This window comes from Arthrobacter sp. TJ-236, from assembly GCF_058269235.1.
Genome location: NZ_JBZCNI010000002.1, coordinates 59,029 through 81,965 on the forward strand (window position 1 = coordinate 59,029; position 22,937 = coordinate 81,965).

Genomic DNA, 22,937 nt, shown 5'->3' on the forward strand with positions numbered 1-22,937 from the left:
GATGGGCAGGAGTGCCCATCCCTCGTTCGTCGTGCAAGCCGTACGTGCCCCTGGCCGGAATCGAACCGACGACCTTCCCTTTAGGAGAGGGACGCTCTATCCTACTGAGCTACAGAGGCTCGGACCGGGGTCATCGACCGTTCCGGCGGTCTCAGCTTACCCGCTCCTCCCCGGAGGCGCCGCGCTCCCTACCGGCGCGGAAACGCGGCGGCAGGAAGACCGCGACCGCTCCCGCTACGAGGCTCAGCGGGAGCAGGATCCAGCGCAGCACCGTCAGGGTCGAGGCGAGCGCCACCGCTCCGGGCTCCGGATTCGCCAGCGCGGTGTCGATCGCGACGTTCTCCCACAGGTCCACGACGACGAAGAGCATCACCGGGCTCCACAGCACCCACCGCAACCACCGTCGGCCCGCGTTCAGCTGGACCAGCAGGAGCCACGCGAAGGCGAAGATCAGCGGGAAGAGGGTGCCTGCGGTCCTGTGGAGGTAGCTGAGCTGACCCCGGGCGTCGTCGTCCATCGCGCCGCGGAGCCGCTCGAGGTGGGCGACGTCGTACCCGCCGACCAGCATGTCCGGCATGGTCAAGCCGTCCGAGAGCTGGGTCATCTGACCGAGCGTGAGCAGGTGGAAGTACCAGAAGAGGAAGAGGGAGGCGACGGCGGCCGCCACGAGGACGAGCGTCCCGTTGGAGCGCTGGGGGCGAGGCGCTACGGGCACCGCGGCGGGGGTTGCTCCGGTGCTGTGCTTGCGCGCGATCTGCGCCCTCGTCTTGGCCACGTCCCCAGTATCGTCGATGAGCCCCGCACCGGGGCGCGCTCCTGTTTCAGTCGTGTGAAGGTTTCTTCCTCAGGTCCCGGATGAATTGCGCACGGCGCGCCGAGGGCGTCTAGTAGTGGGATGACAATCACACTTCCACGCGCCGTCGCGGACGACGTCGGCTGGCTCGCCGCCGTCGACGAGGCCATCAACAACGCCTTCGCGCGGCCCACAGAGATCTTCTCGAGCATCGTCTTCTTCCCCATCACCATCGGCGACGTCAGCTTCCCGGCTGTTGTCGCGTGGCTGATCCTTGCCGGAATCATCTTCACGATCTACTTCGGGGTGCCCCAGCTCCGCGGCCTGAAGGTCGGCTACGAAGTGGTCCGTGGGCGGTACTCCTCCAAGGACGATCCGGGCGAGGTGCCGCACTTCCAGGCACTCACCTCGGCGCTCTCCGGGACCGTGGGCCTCGGTAACATCGCCGGCGTGGGCGCCGCGATGGCCCTCGGTGGCCCGGGTGCCACCTTCTGGATGATCTGCGCGGGGCTGATCGGCATGGCCACGAAGTTCGCCGAGTGCACGCTCGGCGTCAAGTACCGGGAGGTGCACGAGGACGGCACCGTCAGCGGCGGTCCGTTCAAGTACCTGCCCATCGCGTTCCAGAAGCTCGGCTCCATCCCGGCGAAGATCCTGACCGGGATCTTCGCCGTCGCGATCCTCATCTTCGGTGTGGCCGGCGGCAACATGTTCCAGGCCAACCAGACCTTCGCGCAGGTGCAGAACGTCACCGGTGGCGAGGAGGGCCCGCTGGGCAGTGCAGGCGCCGCGCTGATCTTCGGCGTCGTGCTCGCGTTCTTCGTCGCCATCGTGATCCTGGGCGGCATCAAGTCGATCGGTGCCACCACCTCCCGTCTGGTTCCGGCGATGGGCGGCATCTACGTGCTGGCCTGCCTCTTCGTGATCATCGTGAACATCGACCAGGTGCCGGCCGCGTTCGGCGCGATCATCGGTGGGGCCTTCAACCCGCAGGGCATCGCCGGTGGCGTGCTCGGCGTCCTGATCGTCGGTTTCCAGCGTGCATCCTTCTCCAACGAGGCGGGCGTGGGCTCGGCAGCCATCGCCCACTCGGCCGTCAAGACGCGCCGCCCGGTCAGCGAGGGGTTCGTGGCGCTCTACGAGCCGCTCGTGGACACCGTGCTCATCTGCACCATGACGGCCCTCGCGATCGTGATCGCCGGGGCTCCGAGCCTCCAGGCAGGCATCGACCAGGTCCAGGGCGGCGGTGACACGCCCGACGGCGTCATCCTCACCTCGGACGCGTTCGCCACGGTTCTCCCGTGGTTCCCGATCGTCCTCGCCATCGCCGTGGTCCTGTTCGCCTACTCCACGCTCATCACGTGGTCCTACTACGGGCTCAAGGCCTGGGAGTACCTGTTCGGGCGCGGCAAGGCGGCCGAGGTCACGTACAAGGTCATCTTCCTGTTCTTCACCGTGGCGGGTTGCGTGCTGACGTTCACACAGGTCATCAGCTTCGCCGACGCCGCCCTGTTCGTCTGCGCCTTCGTGAACCTGCTCGGCGTGTACTTCCTCCTCCCCGTCATCAAGAAGGAGATGCGCGAGTACCTCGCGGACCGGAAGAGCGGCAAGCTCCTCATCCTCGGTATCGAGAAGGACGAGCTGCAGACGGAGAAGTAGTCCGTCCGCCCTGTCCCACCCCCACTGCCCCCATCGGTTCTCCCGGTGGGGGCAGTGCCGTCCGCGGCTCCGTCGACCCTCGACTGTCGGGGGCAGCACCTAGACTTGACGCACCATGGACATGCTCTTCGATCCCTACGTCACCGCCCCCACGGCCGCCGAGAAGAAGCGAGCGCGCGAGGCCGCGATGGCGGGGACGGCGTCGTCGACGGCGTCGTCGACGGCGGACCCGGCGGATCCCGCGACGGCCCACGTTCCCTCCCGCGTCGGGGTGGACGAGGACCGGGCGCGCGAGCTGCTCGTCGGCATGAACCCCCAGCAGGAGGAGGCCGTGAAGCACGGCGGCTCCCCGCTCCTGATCGTCGCCGGCGCCGGCTCCGGCAAGACCCGCGTGCTGAGCCACCGCATCGCGTACCTCCTGGCGACCGGCCGCTCCCACCCGGGACAGATCCTCGCCATCACCTTCACGAACAAGGCCGCCGCGGAGATGCGCGAGCGTATCGAGGGGCTCATCGGCGACGTCGCCAAGCGGATGTGGATCTCCACGTTCCACTCCTCCTGCGTGCGGATCCTGCGCCGCGAGGCCGCGTCGGTGGGCCTGAACTCGAACTTCTCCATCTACGACTCCGCCGACACGCTGCGGCTCATCACGCTCGTGGCCAAGGGGCTGGACCTCGATCCGAAGAAGTTCGCGCCCAAGGCCATCCAGCACAAGATCTCCGCCCTCAAGAACGAGCTGATCGACGAGGAGACCTTCGCCTCCGACGCCGACCTCTCGGACCCGTTCGAGCAGGCGGTCGCCGAGGTCTACACCGGGTACGCGCAGCGCATGCGGCAGGCCAACGCCATGGACTTCGACGACCTCATCGCGCAGACGGTGTTCATGTTCCGGGCGTTCCCCGGCGTGGCCGACTACTATCGCCGGCGCTTCCGGCACGTGCTCGTCGACGAGTACCAGGACACCAACCACGCGCAGTACGCCCTGGTCCGCGAGATCGTCGGCGTGCCCGGTGAGTCCACGGACGATCCCGCCGAGCTGACCGTGGTGGGCGACTCCGACCAGTCCATCTACGCGTTCCGCGGTGCGGACGTCCGGAACATCGTCGAGTTCGAGAACGACTACCCGAGCGCCCGGACCATCCTGCTCGAGCAGAACTACCGGTCCACGCAGAACATCCTCAGCGCTGCCAACGCCGTGATCTCCCGGAACCCGAACCGGCCGGAGAAGCGGCTGTGGACCGCCGAGGGCAACGGCGAGAAGATCGTCGGCTACGTAGGAGAGAACGAGCACGAGGAAGCGCGCTTCATCGCCGAGGAGATCGACCGCCTGCAGGACGACGAGGGCGTCCGCCCGGGTGACGTTGCGATCTTCTACCGCACGAACGCACAGTCACGGTCCGTCGAGGAGATCCTGCTGCGCGTCGGGCTGCCCTACAAGGTGGTGGGCGGCACGCGCTTCTACGAGCGCAAGGAGATCAAGGACGCCCTCGCGTACCTGCGGGTGCTCGTGAACCAGGACGACGTCGTCAACCTGCGGCGCGTCCTCAACGAACCCAAGCGCGGCATCGGCGACCGCGCCGAGTACGCCATCGCCTCGCTCAGCGAGCGTGAGCGCATCAGCTTCATGGAGGCTCTGCGGAAGGCGGACGAGGCGCCGGGCATGGCCACGCGCTCCGTCAATGCGGTGCTCGGTTTCGTGAAGCTCATCGACGACCTCGCCGAGGTGGCGAGCGGCTCGGGAGCCTCCGCCGCGCTCGAGGCCGTGCTCGAGCAGACCGGGTACCTCGAACAGCTCCGCACCAGCAACGACCCCCAGGACGAGTCGCGCGTGGAGAACCTCGCGGAGCTCGTGGCGGTGGTGCGTGAGTTCGAGCGCGACAACCCCGAGGGTACGCTCGGGGACTTCCTCGAGCAGGTGTCGCTCGTTGCGGACGCCGACCAGATCCCGGACGCCCCCGATGGCTCGGCCGCGGACGTGCAGCGTGCTGTCGAGGAGGCGCGCAGGCAGGGCGTGGTGACGCTCATGACCCTGCACACGGCCAAGGGCCTCGAGTTCCCCGTGGTGTTCCTCACCGGTATGGAGCAGGGCATCTTCCCCCACCAGCGCTCCGCCACGGACCCGAAGGAGCTCGCGGAGGAGCGGCGCCTGGCCTACGTAGGCCTGACCCGCGCGCGCCAGCGGCTCTACATCACGCGGTCCGAGGTGCGCAGCATGTGGGGTCAGAGCCAATACAACCCGGCCAGCCAGTTCGTGAGCGAGATCCCCGAGGAGCTCATCGACTGGAAGCGCGAGGGTGCGGCCAAGCCGGCCTGGACGACGTCGGGCAGTATCAGTGGTCCCCGCTTCAGCGGCTCCTCCTGGGGCGCGGGCGGCGGTGGCTTCTCGGGGGGTGCCGCGCCGGCGAAGGCCGTGGGCCGTGTGCAGCCGCAGAAGGAGGTGGTCTCCGTGGCTGTGGGCGATCACGTGAACCACTCCAGTTTCGGCAACGGCACGGTACTCTCCGTCGAGGGTGCAGGTGACAAGACGGTCGCCAAGGTGCGGTTCGACGTCGGGGAGAAGCGTCTGCTGCTCCGCTACGCACCACTGACGAAGGTGGCATGACGGGCCCGGAGCAGCGCTGACGGCTCGCGGCATGACAGCGGGCAGAGGATGACAGCGGGCAGGTGAGGGGCAGGGGGAGCACATCATGGTCCGGAGATTCGACGGTCGGCGAGGCGCCACGGCAGCGGCACTGCTCGCCGTGCCCCTGCTGCTCTCGGGGTGTGTGCAGCTCCCCACCGGGGACGGCGCGACCCCCACGGCGGTGACCGATCTCGAACCCCTCGCGGAACTCGAGGCCATGGAGCTCCGCGCCCCGGAGGAGCTCGGCCTGCAGCCGGACGCGGAGTCCCTCGCCGTCCTGGCCGCCGACCGCAGCGCCTACTGCGCCATCAGCACGAAGCAGGGCGGCATCTTCGACAACCCGGTGGATCCGATCATGGCCGCGGGCGAGCGCGACGACACCCAGCTCGAGGTCGACGCCGCCTACTGCGAGTTCGCCGCCTACCCGGCGCCCACGGAGATCACGGCGGACTGTTCGGGGACCAACCTGGGATTCAAGGGGGGCACCGTCATGCTCACTGCCGACGCGCTCGCCTATGGAGGGTGCCGGATCGGCATGACCACCATGGAGGCGGAGTTCGCGGCTGGAGTCGAGGCCGGCGCAGGGGTGATCGCGAAGCTGCCGCTCCTCGAACGCGGACAGGCCGTCGAACTGCGCGGGTTCCGGTGCGGGCTGGGACGGGACGGCATGATCTGCGCGCATCTCGGGACGTCCGAGGGCTTCCTCGCGAACCGCGACGCGGTCACCGCCATCGGGTGACATTCCTCAACGACCACGGGCCTTTGTTCTACCGCAGATAGAACTGTGGCCTTACTCACGAAAGGGATAGTCTGAGGAAGGCCTCACGCCCGAAGGGATACAGTCCCTTGTGTAAACCTACTTCGACGTAGAAGGACTCTCACCCGTGGACCTGTTCGAATATCAGGCGCGCGATCTTTTCGAGGCACACGGGGTTCCCGTGCTGGCCGGCATCGTGGCGCACACACCCGAGGAAGCAAAGGCGGCAGCCGAGACGATCGGCGGTGTCGTCGTCGTCAAGGCTCAGGTCAAGGTGGGCGGTCGCGGCAAGGCGGGCGGCGTCAAGGTCGCCAAGACTCCCGACGAGGCCTTCTCCTACGCCTCGGACATCCTCGGGATGGACATCAAGGGACACACGGTCCACACGGTCATGATCGCGCAGGGCGCGGACATCGCCGAGGAGTACTACTTCTCCGTGCTGCTCGACCGGTCCAACCGCAACTACCTGGCCATGTGCTCGGTGGAGGGCGGCATGGAGATCGAGCAGCTCGCCGTCGAACGCCCCGAGGCGCTGGCGCGCATCGCCGTGGACCCCGGCACCGGGATCGACCAGGCCAAGGCCGAGGAGATCGTCGACGCCGCGGGGTTCGCCCCCGAGGTGCGCGACGGCGTCATCCACACGATCCTCAAGCTCTGGGACGTCTTCGTGAAGGAGGACGCCACGCTCGTCGAGGTCAACCCGCTCGTCAAGACCGGTAGCGGGGACATCGTCGCCCTCGACGGCAAGGTCACCATCGACGAGAACGCCGAGTTCCGTCACGCCGACCACGCAGCGCTCGAGGACAAGGCCGCCGCCGATCCCCTGGAGGCGAAGGCCAAGGAGAACGACCTCAACTACGTCAAGCTCGACGGCGAGGTCGGGATCATCGGCAACGGTGCAGGGCTGGTCATGTCCACGCTCGACGTCGTCGCCTACGCCGGCGAGGCCCATGGCGGCGTGTTGCCCGCCAACTTCCTCGACATCGGCGGTGGAGCATCCGCCGAGGTCATGGCCGCCGGTCTCGACGTCATCCTCGGCGACAGCCAGGTCAAGAGCGTCTTCGTGAACGTCTTCGGTGGGATCACCGCGTGCGACGCCGTGGCGAACGGGATCGTCAAGGCCCTCGAGATGCTGGGCGACGAGGCCAACAAGCCCCTCGTGGTCCGCCTCGACGGCAACAACGTCGAAGAGGGCCGGCGCATCCTCGCCGAGGCGAACCACCCGCTGGTCACCCTCGCCGACACCATGGACGAAGGCGCCGACAAGGCTGCCGCGCTGGCCTACGGAAAGTAAGGGAACACCCGTGTCTATCTACCTCACCAAGGACTCCAAGGTCATCGTCCAGGGCATCACCGGAGGCGAGGGCACCAAGCACACCGCCCTCATGCTGAAGGCCGGCACCCAGGTGGTCGGCGGCGTCAACGCCCGCAAGGCCGGTACCACCGTCACGCACGGTGACGTCACCCTCCCCGTCTACGGGACCGTCGAGGAAGCCATGAAGGAGACCGGCGCCGACGTGTCGATCGTCTTCGTCCCGCCGGCCTTCACGAAGGACGCCGTCGTCGAGGCGATCGAAGCCGGCATCGGCCTCGTCGTCGTCATCACCGAAGGCGTTCCCGTGCAGGACTCGGCCGCCTTCTGGGCACTCGCCCAGTCCAAGGTCGACGCCGACGGCACGCAGGTCACGCGTATCATCGGCCCGAACTGCCCCGGCATCATCACGCCCGGGGAGTCCCTCGTGGGCATCACCCCGGCGAACATCACCGGCAAGGGCGGCGTGGGGCTCGTCTCGAAGTCGGGCACCCTGACCTACCAGATGATGTTCGAGCTGCGCGACCTCGGCTTCTCCACCGCGATAGGCATCGGTGGCGACCCGATCGTCGGCACCACGCACATCGACGCGCTCGCTGCCTTCGAGGCGGATCCCGAGACCAAGGCGATCGTGATGATCGGTGAGATCGGCGGGGACGCCGAGGAGCGTGCCGCCGAGTTCATCAAGGCCCACGTGACCAAGCCGGTCGTCGGCTATGTCGCCGGGTTCACGGCCCCCGAGGGCAAGACGATGGGCCACGCAGGTGCGATCGTCTCCGGTTCCGCCGGGACCGCTCAGGCTAAGAAGGAGGCCCTCGAGGCCGCCGGCGTGAAGGTCGGCAAGACGCCGTCCGAAACCGCCAAGCTCCTCCGCGAGGTCTACGCCACGCTCTGATGCCGCATCGCGAACAGCCTCTCCCGCAGCTGCGGGGGAGGCTGTTCCGCGTTCGGGGCCGGGTACAGGGGTCGGGTCGAGGGGCCGAGCCGTGCGGGCACGCAGGCGGTGTCGATCGCAGCCCGGGTACCCCGGCCACTGCAGGCCGGACAGCACCGCACGTAGCGTGAGGAGACGACGGGGCCCGTGGGGGCAGGCGAGCCTGCACGGCTCCACCCCGCAGCACGATCCCAGCCGCACGACAACCTCAGGAGATGCACGGACGATGAGCAGCGCGAAGCGGAACGGGCAGGCCGACACGGCCGGGGCCGACGGCGAGCAGCAGCGGAAGTACCTGCGTCGCGTCACCTGGGTGGCCACCCTGGGCGGCCTGCTGTTCGGCTTCGACACCGGGGTGATCAACGGGGCGCTCCCGTTCATGGTGGACGATCTCCGCCTCACCCCGTTCACCGAGGGGCTCGTAGCCAGCTCGCTGGTGTTCGGCGCGGCCTTCGGGGCGCTCGTGGGCGGGCGGCTCGCGGACGCCTACGGCCGCAAGAAGATGATCATCGTGCTCGCGGTGGTGTTCCTGGTCGGGACCCTCGGCACGGCCCTCGCGCCGGACGTGACCGTCATGGTGGTCTCGCGGCTGGTCCTCGGGCTCGCCGTCGGTGGAGCGTCCGTGATGGTGCCCATCTTGCTCGCGGAACTCTCGCCCGCCGCCCGGCGTGGCCAGGTGGTCACGCGCAACGAACTCATGATCGTCACGGGCCAGCTGATCGCCTTCAGCACCAGTGCCTTCCTCGGCACCGTGTTCGGCGACAGCCACGGGATCTGGCGGTGGATGCTGGTCCTCGCGACCCTCCCCGCGATCGGCCTCTGGATCGGGATGTACTTCGTGCCGGAGAGCCCGCGCTGGCTCGCGGCGCACGGTGCCTTCGGGGTGGCGCTGAGGGTGTTGCAGCGCCTCCGCCCGCCGGCTGCCGCGCGGATCGAGTACGAGGAGGTGAAAACCCTCGCCCTCGAGGACCGCGCCCGGGATCGGGCGAGCTTCCGCGACCTGCGGGAGCCCTGGCTGCGGCGCATCGTCGTGGTCGGGCTCGGACTCGCGGTGATCCAGCAGATCACCGGGGTGAACTCGATCATGTACTACGGCACGCAGATCCTCGTGGTCGCCGGATTCGGCACGCAGGCCGCGCTCACGGCCAACATCGCGAACGGCGTGATCTCCGTGGCCGCGACCTTCGTGGGCATCTGGCTGCTCGGGAGGGTGGGGCGCCGGCCCATGCTGCTCGTGGGGCAGATCGGGACGACGTCGGCCCTGCTCGCCATCGGGCTCGTCTCGCTGCTCGTGCCCGAGGGCACCACGCGCGGGTTCCTCGTGCTGGCCCTCACCGTGACCTTCCTGGCGTTCCAGCAGGGCGCCATCTCGCCCGTCACCTGGCTCATGCTCTCGGAGATCTTCCCCATGCGCCTCCGCGGCCTCGGCATGGGAGCCGCGGTGTTCGTGCTCTGGATGGTGAACTTCGCCGTCAGCCTCAGTTTCCCGATCCTCATGGACGCGATCACCATCTCGAACACCTTCTTCGTGTTCGTGGTCCTCGGGGTCGCCGCGATCCTCTTCGCCTGCAGGTTCGTCCCCGAGACGAGGGGCCGCACTCTGGAGCAGCTCGAGCACGATTTCAAGGCCTCCACCGCGCGTCCCTGAGCCGCGCGACGGCGTGCCCCGCCCTGTGTGGGGCTTGTAGGGTTGCCGGAGACAGCCGAACCCAGGAGGAACCATGCGCGCCACCATCATCCACGGCCCCGGAGACATCCGCGTCGAGGACCGTGACTACCCGAGCATCGTCCGCCCCACGGACGCCGTGGTGCGCGTGACGGCTTCCTGCGTCTGCGGCTCGGACCTCTGGCCCTACCGCGGAGTCCGTCCCACGAAGGAGCCGAAGGCCATCGGCCACGAGTTCGTCGGCGTGGTGGAGTCCGTCGGAGACGACGTGCGGGACATCTCGGTCGGCGACTTCGTGATCGCGCCCTTCGTGGACAGCTGCGGCACGTGCCCGCAGTGCCGCAACGGCGTCACGGTCGCGTGCGACCACCTCACGGGCTGGGGGAGCACCGACGAGCACGGCGACTTCGTGCAGGGCGGGCAGGGTGAAGCGGTCCGCGTACCGCAGGCGGACGGCACGCTGCGGAAGGTCGAGGGCGTCACCGAGCCCGACGACGCCCTGACGGCCAGCCTGCTGACCCTCTCCGACGTCATGTCCACCGGACACCACGCCGCCGTGTCGGCCCAGGTGGGCCCCGGCACCACCGTCGTCGTCGTGGGGGACGGCGCCGTGGGCCTGTGCGGAGTGCTCGCAGCGAAGCGCCTGGGTGCGAAGCGCATCATCGCGATGTCCCGGCACGAGGACCGTCAGGCGCTCGCGCGGGAGTTCGGGGCCACGGACATCGTCGCGGAGCGCGGCGACGAGGGCGTGGCGAAGGTCCGCGAGCTGCTCGGGGGAGTCCTCGCCGACTCCGTGCTCGAGTGCGTGGGGACCAAGGAGTCCATGGACCAGGCGCTGCGCAGCACGCGGCCCGGCGGTCACCTCGGCTTCGTGGGCGTACCCGCCGGCGGCCCGGAGCTGCCCATCGGCGTCCTGTTCGCGAAGAACATCACGGTGGGCGGCGGCATGGCGCCCGCGCACACCTACATCCCCGAACTGCTCGAGGACGTGCTGGACGGCACCATCGATCCCGGCCGTGTGTTCGACGTCGTCATGCCGCTCGAGGAGGCCGCGGAGGCCTACAGGGCCATGGACGAGCGGCGTGCCATCAAGGTGCTGCTCCGCCCCTGACACCCCGGCCGACGAAGGACTCCCGCCGCGAGGGGGCCCTTCGTCGCGTTCCGGCGCCGTGCGTGAGGTCCGGGTCAGGTCCGCGCGGGCGGCAGAATGGGGCGTATGACGACGACGCCCCGCACCGATTCCCGCTACCTCATCTCGCGCGAGCGGATCATCGCCGCCCCCGCGGAGGAGATCTTCGAGGTGCTCGCGACGCCCGCGCTGCACAGCGTGATCGACGGTTCGGGCACCGTGCGCGGGGAGCAGCCCAACGGGCCCAAGCGCCTCTCCCTCGGAGCGCGGTTCGGGATGGACATGAAGATGGGCGGTTCCTACAAGATCCTCAACCGCGTGATCGAGTTCGAGGAGGGCCGCCGGATCGCCTGGCGACACTTCTCCGCGCACGTCTGGCGGTACACGCTCGAGCCGCGCGGCGAGAGCACCCTGGTCCGCGAGGAGTGGGACGGCCGCGCGGTGCGCTGGCGCGTGGTCTTCACGCTCGCCGGTTTCACGCGCAGGCACCCCGCGAGCATCGAGGCCACCCTCGCCAAACTCGAGGACCACGTGCTGCAGCAGCGCCGCGCCTAACCGACCGTGGTGCCGAACAGCAGCCCGAGCAGGTAGGTGACGCCCGCCGCGCCGAGGCCGATCGCGAGCTGACGGAGCGCGAGGCGGAGCGGCGAGGCGCCCGAGAGCAGGCCCACCACGGCGCCCGTGGCCAGCAGGGCGAGCCCCACGAGGATGCACGCGACGACGACGGCGGTCACACCCTCGAGGCCCACGAGGTACGGCAGCACGGGGATCAGGGCGCCGGAGGCGAAGAAGCAGAAGCTGGAGGCCGCCGCCCCGAGCCCGGTGCCCACCGCCTCGTGGTCGTCACGGGTCGGCCCGTCGTCGGGGTTGAGCGAGAAACTGGGATCGCAGTCGCAGCTGTGCAGGCCCAGCCGCTCCTCGGCGCGGTGTTGGGCGGCGGCCGGCGTCATGCCCCTGGCGCGGTACACGAGCACCAGCTCGTTCGCCGCGATGTCCAGTTCCTTCGCCGCCGTGAGTGTCACCTGCGTGGGCCGGGTCGCGGAGAGCAGTTCGCGCTGGGACCGGACCGAGACGTACTCGCCCGCGCCCATGGACAGGGCGCCCGCGAGCAGCCCGGCGAGTCCGCTGAAGAGGATGAACGAGGTGGACACGCCGGTGGCGCCGATGCCCATGATGAGGGCGAGGTTGCTCACGAGGCCGTCGTTGGCCCCGAAGACCGCGGCGCGGAAGTTCCCCGAGAGGCGGTTGCGGCCCCGGGTGGCGAGGCCCCGCACCACTTCCTCGTGGATCTGCTCGTCGGCGACCATGGCGCTCGTCGCGGCGGGGTCGGTGGCGTAGGGCGAGCGGCCCTCGGCGCGCTGGGCAAGTGCCAGCACGAAGACGGACCCGAAGCGGCGTGCGAGGGCTCCGAGGAAGCGGTTCCGGAGGGACGGTTGCAGCGGCTTGCCGGCGCGGTCGCCGAGCAGACCGATCCAGTGGGCCTCGTGGCGCTTCTCGGCGTCGGCGAGGCCGAGGAGGATCTCGCGTTCCTCTCCCGTCCGGCGCCGGGCGAGGTCCCGGTAGGTCGCCGCCTCGGCGCGCTCGTCGGCGAGGTACTGGCGCCAGCGGCGGACGTCGTCGGGTGAGGGGTTCAGGTCGGGGGGTGTCACTGGGGCTCCGTCGGGTGGGTGCCCGTGCGCGCCGCTCGGAGCGGGGGGGCTCCGGCCGGGGACACGGGCGTCGTGTCGGCCGAAGGTCTCGCTCGCCGGTGCGTCACCGGTGGACTGCCGGGTGCCTCGGGCACCAGTATGTCGACAGGCCGCGCGCCTGGTACGGCCGCGGAGCTACTCCCCTTCGGCGTCCATGGTACCGGACAGCAGTGCCGGCCCCGGTGCTCGAGACATGGCCGAGCATCGCCGCCGGACGGCAGGACCGGCGCACGGGCTCGAGGACCCACGGGGTCGGCCGGCGGTCCACGGCCCGCACGGCGACGTCCTCGGGTACCGTGGTCCGGCGACCCGCGCTACAGTCGAAGAAAACAGGAAGCAGGCTTATGGATCTCGCAGCCCGACCGTGGGTCGCACGCTACGCGCCCGGTGTGCCGCGCTCCTTCGAGGTCCCGGAGGGCACCCTGACCGATCTGTTCGACGCGTCGGTCGCCTCCTACGGGAGGAAGGCCGCGCTCGAGTTCTTCGGCGCGACGACGACGTACCGGGAGCTAGGCGATGCCGTCTCGCGTGCAGCCGCGGGTCTCCGCGACCTCGGGGTCGGGGCGGGGGACCGCGTGGCGATCGTGCTGCCCAACTGCCCGCAGCACATCGTCGCCTTCCATGCGGTGCTGCGGCTCGGCGCCATCGTGGTCGAGCACAACCCGCTGTACACGGACCGCGAGCTGCGGCACCAGTTCGAGGACCACGGGGCAACGGTGGCGATCGCGTGGGACCGCGTGGTGCCGCGTGTCCAGCAGCTCCCGGCGGACATCCCGGTCCGCGGGATCGTGTCCGTGGACCTCACCCGCGCCATGCCTGCGTCCCGACGGCTCGCGCTGGCCCTGCCCGTGCCCCGAGCGCGGGCCGCGCGGAAGGCGCTCACCACCACGGAGACGCAGACCGGACCACGCACGCTCGTCCCGTGGCGTGAGCTCGTCCGCCACCGCAGGCTGCCCGCCGCGCACCCCAGACCGGCCGCCGGGGACACCGCGGCCCTGCAGTACACGAGCGGCACCACCGGCGTGCCCAAGGGAGCTATCCTCACGCACCGGAACCTCCTCGCCAACGCGGCGCAGGGCAGGGCGTGGGTCCCGGGCCTCGAAGCCGGACGCGAGACGGTGTACGCGGTGCTCCCCATGTTCCACGCGTACGGACTCACGCTGTGCCTGACCTTCGCGCTCAGCATCGGCGCCAAGCTCGTGCTGTTCCCGAAGTTCGACGCCGACCTCGTGCTCGACGCCGTCGCCGAGAGCCCGCCCACCTTCCTTCCGGCCGTCCCGCCCATCTACCAGCGACTCGCCGCGAGGGCCGCCGAGCGCGGAGTGAGCCTGACGAGCATCCGGTTCGCGATCTCCGGCGCCATGAACCTGCCGGAGGAGACCGTGCGCACGTGGGAAGCCGCGACCGGCGGTTACCTGATCGAGGGGTACGGCCTCACCGAGACGTCGCCGGTCGCCGCGGGGAATCCCATCGGCCCGTCCCGGAAACCAGGCACCGTGGGTGTCCCGTTCCCCGGGACGGACGTGCGCGTCGTCAACCCCGAGGATCCCGCGCAGGATCGCCCCGCCGGAGAAGCGGGCGAGCTGCTCATCCGCGGTCCGCAGGTGTTCCAGGGGTACTGGCGGAAACCGGACGAGACGCGGGCCGTCCTGCTCGACGGCGGATGGTTCCGCACCGGGGACATCGTGCAGGTGGACGCCGACTGCTTCATCACGATCGTCGACCGCATCAAGGAACTCATCATCACGGGCGGATTCAACGTGGCGCCCTCGGAGGTCGAGGACGCGCTCCGGGCCCACCCGAGCGTGGCCGACGCCGCGGTCGTCGGCCTCCCGCGGGAGGGTGGGGGCGAGGACGTGACCGCCGCCGTCGTGCTGGCCCCGAGGGCCCGGCTCGACGTCGATGCCCTCCGGGCGTACTGCCGTGAGGCACTCGCGGCCTACAAGGTTCCGCGCACCGTCGTCGAGGTGGAGGACCTGCCGCGCTCGCAGATCGGCAAGGTCCTCCGCCGCGAGGTGCGCACACGATTGCTCAACGATGGCCCGCGGGCCGAAGGAACAGGTGACAGTCCATGACGTCCTCCCCACCCACGGAGCACAGCTCTCCCGCCCGGAGGGGCCCCTGGGGTGACAGCCTCGGGAACGCCAGCATCCGGGCCGCGCAGCTGGTCCTGCTGCTGATCCTCGCCGTGGTGTCCGTCTACGCGCTGATCCAGGTCCGGCTCGTGGTGATCCCCATGCTGCTGGCGCTGATCCTCGCGGCGGCGATCGGCCCGTTCGTGAACCTGCTCCGCAGGAAGGGATGGGGCGCCACGACGGCCACCACGGCGGCGTTCCTCCTGCTCCTCGTCGTCTTCGGTGGCCTGATCACGGGCATCGTCTTCGCCGTGGTGGGTCAGGCCGGTGAGCTGGTCACCTCGGCCACCGAGGGCTTCGACCAGTTGTACGCGTTCGCGCAGAACGGGCCCATCCCCATCGACGACGCGCAGATCCAGCAGGCACGGGACGCGGCGGTGGATTTCGCGACCTCGAGCACCGCCGGGGCGGGTGCCATCTCCGGGCTGAGCGCCGCGGGCAACTTCTCCGCCGGCGCGCTGCTCATGGTCGTCATCCTGTTCTTCTTCCTGAAGGACGGCGAGAAGCTCTGGGCGTTCGTGCTCCGTGCCTTCAAGGGCAAGCGCCTCGTGAAGGCACGCCGCGTGGGCTACAGCAGCATGGCGGTCCTCGGTGGCTACGTTCGCGGGACGGCGATCGTGGCGCTCGTGGACTCCGTGTTCATCGGTATCGCCCTGCTCGTCCTCGGTGTGCCGCTCGCCCTGCCGCTGGCCGCAATCGTGTTCATCGGTGCGTTCATCCCACTGGTCGGCGCGACGCTCGCCGGCGTCCTCGCCGCCCTGATCGCACTCGTGGCGAACGGGCCGGGCGTGGCGCTCGCGGTGATCGTGGTGGTCATCGTCGTGAACCAGCTCGAGGGCAACTTCCTGCAGCCGGTGGTCATGGGCCGCACGCTGCAGGTGCACGCCCTCGTGATCCTGGTCGCCTTGACCGCGGGCACCATCCTCGCGGGCATCATCGGCGCCATTCTCTCCGTCCCGGTCGCCGCCGTGACCTGGGCGGCCATCAAGGCCTGGAACAAGGAGAGCGACGACGCCATCACCGGCGAGGAGATCGCCGATGCCGAGAAGCAGACCGCGCTCGACGAGACCGGCCACGGTCTCAGCTCCACCCCGAAGGAGCAGCACGAGGAGAAGAAGGCGGACGCCGCCGTCGCTGTCGACGAGGCGAAGGAGCGCCCCGGGACGCAGGGGCGGCGGGTGCGCGGACGGGACGACGACGGCAAGGGTCCCGAGAACGTCACGCGCCCGGCAGGTACCCCCGAGGGCGCGAAGGACGGCGGGCGCACGTCGAAGGACAGCAGGGGAGGCTCCTCGGCCGCCGGCCGCTGACCCCGAGGAAGGAATCACGTGATCGACAGGACCGGTTCCGACAAGCGTCGGGGCCGGTCCTGTCAGCTGTGCGGGTAGTCGGTGCCGAACGCGTCGTCGAGGAGGACGTCGACCATCCCGGTCATCCTCACTGCGACCTCCGCGTGCTGCGCGATCAGGTCCGCGCCGTCGCCGAGGGCCGCCCGCAGGGGGACCAGCGCCGGTGAGGCAGGATCGGCGGCGACGGCACACAACACCTCCAGCCGTTCACCGCGGGAGGTGTGGCCGAGGTCGAACAGCGTCCAGTGGAACAGGTGCATCAGGGCGGTGTCGCGGTCGAAGCCGACGTGCAGGGGCATGCCCGCCCCCTCCGCCTCGGTCAGGTCGGCGTCGCGCTGGAGTGCGAGGCCGAAGTCCGTGAGGAGGAGACGGCCCTCCCGGACGAGGATGTTGCCCGGGTGGACGTCGAAGTGCTGGAGGCCGTTGCTGCTCATCCACGCCGTGGCGGCGAGCAGTTGGCGCACCGCGTCCGGGAAGACGTCCGCGCCGGTGCCATCGGCCAGGCTCCTGCGGATCCGGGCGCCCAGCGTCTCGGGAACGTATTCGAGGACGATCACCAGGCACCAGGTGGCCTCCTTCAGCGCCATGAGCCGCTCCCGGACATGCGGCCACCGACGTCCCCAGCGGCGCCGTGGGGCATCGCCCTCGAACTCGCTGAGATCCACAGCGCAGGGGCGCTCCAGTATGCGCCACCCGAGAAGCAGCGGGAAGGCATCGACGAGGCCGTCCTCCACCCAGCCCGACGTCGCGCGATGACAGGCCAGTTCACGCCCGGCGCCGTGCGAGAGGCTGCTGATCCCGTAGTGCGACGCGAAGGGGAGCCCGAGATGGCTCGATGTGGCGGTGGGATCCGCGACCTCGGCGGCGGGGAGGGGGATGAGTTTCACGAAGGCGGGGGCGCCGTCGAGCAGGACCGTGGCCGTCGAGCCGCCGATACCCGTGCCCAGCGGTGAGGCGCCGTCCACAAGAGAGCGGACGGCGGCGTCGTCGAGCCCGTCGAGGACGGCGCTCAGCCTCCGCGCCTCGTCCACCCGTGACGTCGCCAGCTGCCGTGCGGCCGCGGGATCGCCGACGGGTCAGCCCCCGTAGCCGATCGGGTACTCGCGGGCCTTCGTGTCGTGCGGGATGCCGGTGCGATCCTCCGCGGTGAGCGTGTGGTCCTCGTGCTGATCGGCGTAGGTGCGGGGGCGGTCCATGTGGGCGGCGTGACGACGGCGTCCGACGGCGAGGGAGACGCCACCTGCGAGCAGGGCGGCAGCACCGGCTCCGATGAGCAGGTACGCGCCGACGGGGGATCCGCCGGTGGCCCTGTAGGTGACGGCATTGAGGGCATCGATCCCCATCACCACGAGGACGGCGGCGACAACGAGGACGATCCCTCCCGCGACGCTGAGGACGAGTCCTGGCTGAGCTGTGCCCTTGCTGCGCATGAGATCCCCTCGCGTGCTGTGGATGTGCGGCGGCGACCGTATGGGTCGCCTCGAACGAACCTACGCGCACCGCCGCACGGAGACCAGAGCCGGGTGGCCGGTCTCCCACACCGACGCCGATTCGTCACCGGCATCCGATCATCAGGGCGGCGGCGGCGGCGGCGGCGTCGTCGGGAAGGCCGTTGGGCCCGCCAAGCGTGCCGGGGAGGAACTCACACGACCGGGTGGACCGTCTGTCGTCGGGCAGGACGAACGCGAGCCGCTGGTCCGGCGGTGACACGTAGGTGTCGTCGCACCGGTACCCGCGCAGCCAGGGCTGTCCGTCCACGACCCGGAGGTAGAACCCCTTGGGGTACTCGACGTCGGAGGTGACGGGTTCGGACGCGACGTGGAGGGCGCCGGCCGGGCTGCGACCCGCCGAGAGGACCGAGTCCGGTGCGTCCACCTGATCCATCATCGCCAGGCGGAGGTACGGTCCGGTCACGAGAGGGCACAGTTCGAGGCCCAGACTCCTGGCGGCCGCGAAGACCTCGGACTGCACCCCGCCGTCCTCGAGGCCGAGTTCCGTCACGGTCCGCTCGACGATCTGCAGGGTCCGGCTGACGGGGGAATCGAAGGCGGGGTGGGCGAGGAGGGTCTCGGCGTAGGCGTTGAGGTGTACGCCTGCCTCACGCAGCAATCGGTGGAGCTCGGAGCGCGACCGCCCACCCACCTCGACGAGCATTCCCTCACTGATCGACCCGCTGGTCATGGCATGTCCATCCATCAGGCGTGCGCGGCGGGGGAGCGGCGGATCCCGCGGGCGCCGGCTTCCATGGCGGCAGCGAGGCCGAGCATCACGGCGGCGCCCGCAATGGACCCGACCCCGACGAGGACGGCCCCGACGACCCACAACCCGGAGGAGTCGACCGTGAGCGCCGTGGTGATCCACGCGAGCGTGAAGCAGGCCGGCATCACCAGGACGGCGACGACGAGACGGAGGAGGCGGTGCGCGAACCAGAAGACGACGATGCTGCACAGGAACGCCCCGACGCCCTGCCATACCTCATAGGGGCCGGACAGTCGGCCGCCAGCATCGCTCTGGTACTCGGTGTCCCACGCGAACCAGCCGTACCAGAGTGCGGCGGTCAGTCCTCCGATCACCAGGACCAGGGCGACCTGCCGGGCAGGAGATCGACGAGGGTCACGGGTGAGGCGCATCCTTCACCCTAGCTCGCTGCCACGCGTGGTCAGCGGGCACCCTCGACCGCGGCATCCTCGGGGAGCTCGCCCGCCACGCGCCGGTCCCAGGCCGCCATGACCCCAGCGTCCGTCGCGGGGGTCGCGAAGGACACCGCCACGTACACGACGAGTGAGGCCGCGAGCCCGTAGTAGATGGGCTCGTTCGCGTAGACACCGGCGAACGGTTCCGCCAGGGTGATTTCCAGGTAGGCCATGACCCCCAGCGTCACGACCGTCCCGACGGCCATCGAGGCGCCGGCGCCGATCCCGTTCCCCCGGCGCCACACGAGCCCGCCGAGGATCGCGACGAGGAGTCCGCCCACCAGGATGTCGTACGCGATGGTGAGCGCGGCGACGACGTCCTGCACCAGGATGGCCAGCGCGATGGTGACCACCCCGAGTCCCAGGACCCACCAGCGGCTCGACGCCACGTCGTGGTCCGCCGTCGTCCGCTCCTCCGCCGCCGGTGCGGCGTCACGTGAGCCGAACCAGCTCCGCACGAAGGGCACGACGTCGGTCCGCGCCACCGTCGCCGCCGCGATGAGGGCGCCGGAGGCAGTGGACATCATGGCGGCCACGGCCGCCGCGAGGACCAGCCCGCCGATGCCGATGGGCAGGACGTTCAGCGCCACGTCCGCGTAGACGTCGTCGCGCACCTCCACGGCGGGGAGGATGACGCTCGCACTCATCCCGATCACCGCGCCGGCCACACCGTAGAGGATGCAGTAGGTGCCTGCGGTGGCGCCGCCCCAGCGCGCGATGTCCGGCGTCCTCGACGTGAACACGCGCTGCCAGATGTCCTGACCGATCAGCAGGCCCAGCGTGTAGACGACGAAGAAGGTGATGATGCTCTGCACTCCGATGCCGTCGATGCTGAAGAACTCGGCCCCCGCCCGCTCGCGGATGCCGTCGAACCCGCCGGCGGCGGCGAGCGAGAACGGCAGCATGAGGGCGAAGACGCCGATGGTCTTGATGACGAACTGCGCCATGTCCGCGAGCGTGATGGACCACATCCCGCCGACGGTCGAGTAGACGAGCACGATCCCGCCGCCGACGGCGATGGACAGCGCGCGGTCCCAGCCGAACAGCACCACGAAGACGGTGGCGTAGGCGCCTGTGGACGTGGCGCAGAGCATCAGCGTGTAGGCCAGCATCACGATGCCCGAGATGCGCGTGGCCCCGTGGCCGTAGCGGAGGGTCAGCATCTGGGAGACCGTGTAGATCTTCAGCTTCTGGATGGTGGGAGCGAAGAGCAGGCTGAGCAGGAGCACGCCCGTGCCGATCGCCACGACGAGCCACATGCCGGAGATGCCGTACTGGTACCCGAGGCCCACGCCGCCCACCGTGGACGCACCACCGAGCACGACGGCGGCCATGGTGCCGGTGTACAGGAGGGGCCCGAGCCGCCGTCCCGCCACGAGGTAGTCACTGGTGTTGCGTGTCCAGGACTTCCCCCACCATCCGAAGCCGAGCATCGCGACGAGATAGGCGACCACGATGGCGATGTTGAGTGTCTGCATGGGTCAATCATGGCAAGCTCGTGTGACGAGCCCGTGACAGACGCGTTCGCAGCTCGTGGCGGCGCTCGACCGGCCATGGGAGGAGGACACGCATGAAGGCCCTGCCCGTCGAGCCCAGCAATGCGCCGGTGGCCATCGGGTCGCGCATCCGGACGGCGCGGCAGACCCAGCGCATGACCATCGAGCAGGTGGCGGACGCGACGGGGCTGACGAAGGGCTTCCTCAGCAGGGTGGAGCGGGACCTGACGTCGCCGTCCGTGGCGTCGCTCGTGACCCTCTGCCAGGTGCTGTCCATCACGATCGGCGACCTCTTCCTGGTACCGGAGACCCATGTGACGCGGCTGGCCGACGCCCCGAGGATCAACCTCGGTGGCGAGGGCATCAACGAGCGACTCGTCACCGCGCGGTCGGAACGGCGCCTGCAGATGATCCGCGCCGTCGTCGAACCCCATGGCCGCGGCGAGGACGAGCTCTACTCGGTGGACTGCGAGGTGGAGACGCTGCACGTCATCGAGGGCCGTTTCGTGCTCGTGTTCTCGAACGACCGCTACGAGTTGGCCGCAGGGGACACCGTGACGTTCCCCGGCCGGGAACCCCATACCTGGCTGAACCCCGGAGGCGAGCGCGCCGTGGTCCTCTGGACGCTCGTCCCCGCCGCCTCCGGCTGAAGGGCGGTCAGCCCACGTGCACCCAGGGGCGCTTGGTGACATCCGGCTCGGCGGCCCGCAGCACCTCGCGGGTGACCGGAGCGATCTCCCCCTCGCCTGTGAAGAGGAACTTGAAGAGGTTCGCCACGGGATCGCCCTCCGTCCAGCGGAAGTAGACGTGCGGCATGAGGCCCGTGACGTCCCGGATGTGGAGCATCACGGCGGCGATGGTGTTCGGCACGTTGGAGGAGTGCACCTCGAGGATGCGGTACCCGTGCCGCACCACGCCGCGCACGCTGAGCTCGGTCTCGAAGTCCGAGGAGTCGTCCACCGTCACCTCGATGAACAGGGGCGTGGCCCCGTTCGGGATGTGCGAGACGGCGCAGGCGTGCTGGTGCTTGTGGCGGTAGGCCGAACCGCTGAGGCGCTTGGGCTCGTGCGCGATCAGCAGGATGTCGCCGTCGTCCTGGGAGCTCACGAAGCTGAGTGCCTTCTCGTCGAGGCGGATGCTCGTGGCACGCAGCTCGAACGCGCGGCGTGAGCGGGAGACGAACGAGACGACGATGATGCCGAGGATGAAGAACGAGGCGATCTTCAGCCCGTCCGGTCGCTCGACCATGTTGACGACAGTGGTCAGCACGAAGACGGCCGTGGCGATGCCGAAGCCGATCGTGCGGCCCCGCTGGCCCTTCCGCCGCGCCGAGAGCGTCACGGCCACGGAGGCCGAGGTGATGAGCGCGAGGACGCCGGTGGCGTAGGCGCCACCCTGGGCGTCGACGTCGGCTTTGAAGAAGAACGTGACGACGACGGCGATGAGCGTGATCACCAGCACGAGGGGACGCACGGCCTTGGCCCACGCGGGCGCCATGCCGTAGCGGGGGAGGTAGCGCGGTACGAGGTTCAGCAGCCCCGTCATCGCCGAGGCGCCCGCGAACCAGAGGATGCTGATGGTCGAGAGGTCGTACACGGTGCCGAAGCCGTCGCCGAGGTAGAGGTGGGCGAGGTACGCGAGGGCGCGACCGTTGGCCTCGCCGCCCTCCTCGAACTGCTCGGCCGGGATGAGCAGTGTGGTCACGAAGCTGGAGGAGATGAGGAAGCCGCTCATGATCAGTGCGGCGGAGGTCAGGAGCTTGCGCGCCCCGGCGATCCGACCGGCGGGGTTCTCCTCCGTGTCACCGGGCTTGCCGTCGATCTGCGGCATGACCACCACTCCGGTCTCGAAGCCGGAGAGCCCCAGGGCGAGGCGGGGGAAAATGAGGATCGCGAGGCCCACCATGACCAGCGGGTTGCCGTGCTGGGTGGTCAGTGCCGTCCACCAGTTCGTCACGAGGCCGTCCTGCGCGACGATCTGCGCGACGGCGACCACGACCACCACGAGGTTCAGGACGAGGAACACGGCGACGATCACGACGGCGATGCCGATCGCCTCACGGAAACCGCGGAGGAACACCGCCGCGAGCAGGGCGAGGAAGACGACGGTGATGAGGACTTCCTGTCCGTGCAGCCAGCCCGGGGCGAAGGGATTCTCGACGAGGTGCGCCGTGGCGTCCGCGGCGGAGAGCGTCATGGTGATGAGGAAGCTCGTGGCCGCGAACCCGAGGAGCACGAGCACGAAGATCTTGCCGCGCCACTTGGGCAGCAGCTTCTCCAGCATGGCGATGGAGCCCTCACCGCGAGGGCTCTCGGAGGCGACGCGCTTGTACACGGGGAGCGCGCCGAACAGGGTCACGGCCACGAGGATCAGGGTTGCCAGCGGCGAGAGTACGCCCGCGGCCGCAGCGGCGATGGCGGGCTGATAGCCGAGGGTGGAGAAGTAGTCCACACCCGTGAGGCACATGACGCGCCACCAGGACTGGGTCCTCTCCGGCTCCGGCTGGTGCGACGTCGGCTGGCTCTCCTCGTTCAGGAGCCAGCGCTGGACCCGGTGGGTGCGGGGGGAGGGGGCCTGCGGACGGGACGGCGTACGGACGGAGGAGGACACCGATCAACGGTAGGTCCGCCGGTTCTGCGCGGACGGCGTTTTAACACTTCCTTTACGGTCCTGTTCCGCGCGATCCCGACCGCAACTGGTGCC

The 22,937-nt window shown here is 69.8% G+C and carries 19 protein-coding genes and 1 tRNA gene; 11 read left to right on the top strand and 9 right to left on the bottom strand.

Annotated features, from left to right (window positions below):
* Nucleotides 1-45 precede the first annotated feature (45 nt).
* Nucleotides 46-119, bottom strand: a tRNA-Arg gene (locus AC4D16_RS09005).
* Nucleotides 120-151: 32 nt separating this feature from the next.
* Entirely contained in the window at nucleotides 152-775 is a 624-nt protein-coding gene (locus AC4D16_RS09010; RefSeq protein WP_490954731.1) for a hypothetical protein, read from the bottom strand.
* Between the two features lie 120 nt (nucleotides 776-895).
* Here AC4D16_RS09010 and AC4D16_RS09015 point away from each other — a divergent pair, with 120 nt between their 5' ends.
* From AC4D16_RS09015 to AC4D16_RS09050, 8 genes are all read left to right on the top strand, one after another.
* Nucleotides 896-2,452 carry an alanine/glycine:cation symporter family protein gene (locus AC4D16_RS09015; protein ID WP_490950574.1) on the top strand — a complete coding sequence of 519 codons (1,557 nt, stop codon included), beginning with the start codon at nucleotides 896-898 and terminating at the stop codon, nucleotides 2,450-2,452.
* A gap of 121 nt (nucleotides 2,453-2,573) precedes the next feature.
* The gene (pcrA, locus tag AC4D16_RS09020) at nucleotides 2,574-5,054 is read left to right on the top strand and encodes a DNA helicase PcrA (protein WP_490955179.1); all 2,481 of its coding nucleotides are present in this window, start codon (nucleotides 2,574-2,576) and stop codon (nucleotides 5,052-5,054) included.
* 85 nt (nucleotides 5,055-5,139) lie between these two features.
* A complete protein-coding gene (locus tag AC4D16_RS09025; protein ID WP_490950573.1) occupies nucleotides 5,140-5,814 on the top strand; it encodes a hypothetical protein in 675 nt (224 codons plus the stop codon).
* A 145-nt stretch (nucleotides 5,815-5,959) separates the two neighbouring features.
* Entirely contained in the window at nucleotides 5,960-7,126 is a 1,167-nt protein-coding gene (gene sucC, locus AC4D16_RS09030; RefSeq protein WP_490954732.1) for an ADP-forming succinate--CoA ligase subunit beta, read from the top strand.
* A gap of 10 nt (nucleotides 7,127-7,136) precedes the next feature.
* Nucleotides 7,137-8,039 (top strand): succinate--CoA ligase subunit alpha, encoded by a 903-nt coding sequence (gene sucD / locus AC4D16_RS09035; RefSeq protein ID WP_490950571.1) that lies wholly within the window; start codon nucleotides 7,137-7,139, stop codon nucleotides 8,037-8,039.
* 265 nt (nucleotides 8,040-8,304) lie between these two features.
* Nucleotides 8,305-9,726 carry a sugar porter family MFS transporter gene (locus tag AC4D16_RS09040; protein WP_490954733.1) on the top strand — a complete coding sequence of 474 codons (1,422 nt, stop codon included), beginning with the start codon at nucleotides 8,305-8,307 and terminating at the stop codon, nucleotides 9,724-9,726.
* 73 nt (nucleotides 9,727-9,799) lie between these two features.
* On the top strand, nucleotides 9,800-10,855 hold the full coding sequence (locus AC4D16_RS09045; RefSeq protein ID WP_490954734.1) for a zinc-dependent alcohol dehydrogenase family protein: 1,056 nt from the start codon (nucleotides 9,800-9,802) through the stop codon (nucleotides 10,853-10,855).
* A gap of 105 nt (nucleotides 10,856-10,960) precedes the next feature.
* Entirely contained in the window at nucleotides 10,961-11,428 is a 468-nt protein-coding gene (locus AC4D16_RS09050; RefSeq protein WP_490954735.1) for an SRPBCC family protein, read from the top strand.
* Here the strand turns inward: AC4D16_RS09050 and AC4D16_RS09055 are convergent.
* Complete coding sequence (locus tag AC4D16_RS09055; protein WP_490950567.1) at nucleotides 11,425-12,522, bottom strand: VIT1/CCC1 transporter family protein; 1,098 nt, start codon at nucleotides 12,520-12,522, stop codon at nucleotides 11,425-11,427. The two genes, AC4D16_RS09050 and AC4D16_RS09055, sit on opposite strands and share 4 nt — an antisense overlap.
* 383 nt (nucleotides 12,523-12,905) lie before the next feature.
* Here AC4D16_RS09055 and AC4D16_RS09060 point away from each other — a divergent pair, with 383 nt between their 5' ends.
* Together AC4D16_RS09060 and AC4D16_RS09065 are read left to right on the top strand one after the other, a co-directional pair.
* The gene (locus AC4D16_RS09060; protein ID WP_490954736.1) at nucleotides 12,906-14,636 is read left to right on the top strand and encodes a long-chain-fatty-acid--CoA ligase; all 1,731 of its coding nucleotides are present in this window, start codon (nucleotides 12,906-12,908) and stop codon (nucleotides 14,634-14,636) included.
* On the top strand, nucleotides 14,633-16,006 hold the full coding sequence (locus AC4D16_RS09065) for an AI-2E family transporter (protein ID WP_490954737.1): 1,374 nt from the start codon (nucleotides 14,633-14,635) through the stop codon (nucleotides 16,004-16,006). The genes AC4D16_RS09060 and AC4D16_RS09065 overlap by 4 nt, the downstream gene beginning before the upstream one ends.
* Before the next feature lie 62 nt (nucleotides 16,007-16,068).
* Here AC4D16_RS09065 and AC4D16_RS09070 read toward each other — a convergent pair whose 3' ends face one another.
* The 5 genes from AC4D16_RS09070 to AC4D16_RS09090 form a co-directional block, all read right to left on the bottom strand.
* Entirely contained in the window at nucleotides 16,069-17,076 is a 1,008-nt protein-coding gene (locus AC4D16_RS09070; protein WP_490954738.1) for a hypothetical protein, read from the bottom strand.
* A 45-nt stretch (nucleotides 17,077-17,121) separates the two neighbouring features.
* Complete coding sequence (locus AC4D16_RS09075) at nucleotides 17,122-17,475, bottom strand: hypothetical protein (RefSeq protein WP_490954739.1); 354 nt, start codon at nucleotides 17,473-17,475, stop codon at nucleotides 17,122-17,124.
* A gap of 124 nt (nucleotides 17,476-17,599) precedes the next feature.
* Complete coding sequence (locus AC4D16_RS09080) at nucleotides 17,600-18,226, bottom strand: hypothetical protein (RefSeq protein WP_490954740.1); 627 nt, start codon at nucleotides 18,224-18,226, stop codon at nucleotides 17,600-17,602.
* A gap of 14 nt (nucleotides 18,227-18,240) precedes the next feature.
* The gene (locus tag AC4D16_RS09085) at nucleotides 18,241-18,675 is read right to left on the bottom strand and encodes a hypothetical protein (RefSeq protein ID WP_490954741.1); all 435 of its coding nucleotides are present in this window, start codon (nucleotides 18,673-18,675) and stop codon (nucleotides 18,241-18,243) included.
* A gap of 29 nt (nucleotides 18,676-18,704) precedes the next feature.
* On the bottom strand, nucleotides 18,705-20,216 hold the full coding sequence (locus AC4D16_RS09090; protein WP_490954742.1) for a sodium:solute symporter family protein: 1,512 nt from the start codon (nucleotides 20,214-20,216) through the stop codon (nucleotides 18,705-18,707).
* A gap of 92 nt (nucleotides 20,217-20,308) precedes the next feature.
* Between AC4D16_RS09090 and AC4D16_RS09095 the strand changes: the two genes are divergently transcribed.
* Nucleotides 20,309-20,884, top strand: a complete 576-nt coding sequence (locus AC4D16_RS09095) for a cupin domain-containing protein (RefSeq protein WP_490950558.1) — start codon at nucleotides 20,309-20,311, stop codon at nucleotides 20,882-20,884.
* Nucleotides 20,885-20,891: 7 nt separating this feature from the next.
* Here the strand turns inward: AC4D16_RS09095 and AC4D16_RS09100 are convergent, their stop codons facing one another.
* Entirely contained in the window at nucleotides 20,892-22,844 is a 1,953-nt protein-coding gene (locus AC4D16_RS09100; protein ID WP_490950557.1) for an amino acid permease, read from the bottom strand.
* Nucleotides 22,845-22,937: the final 93 nt, after the last annotated feature.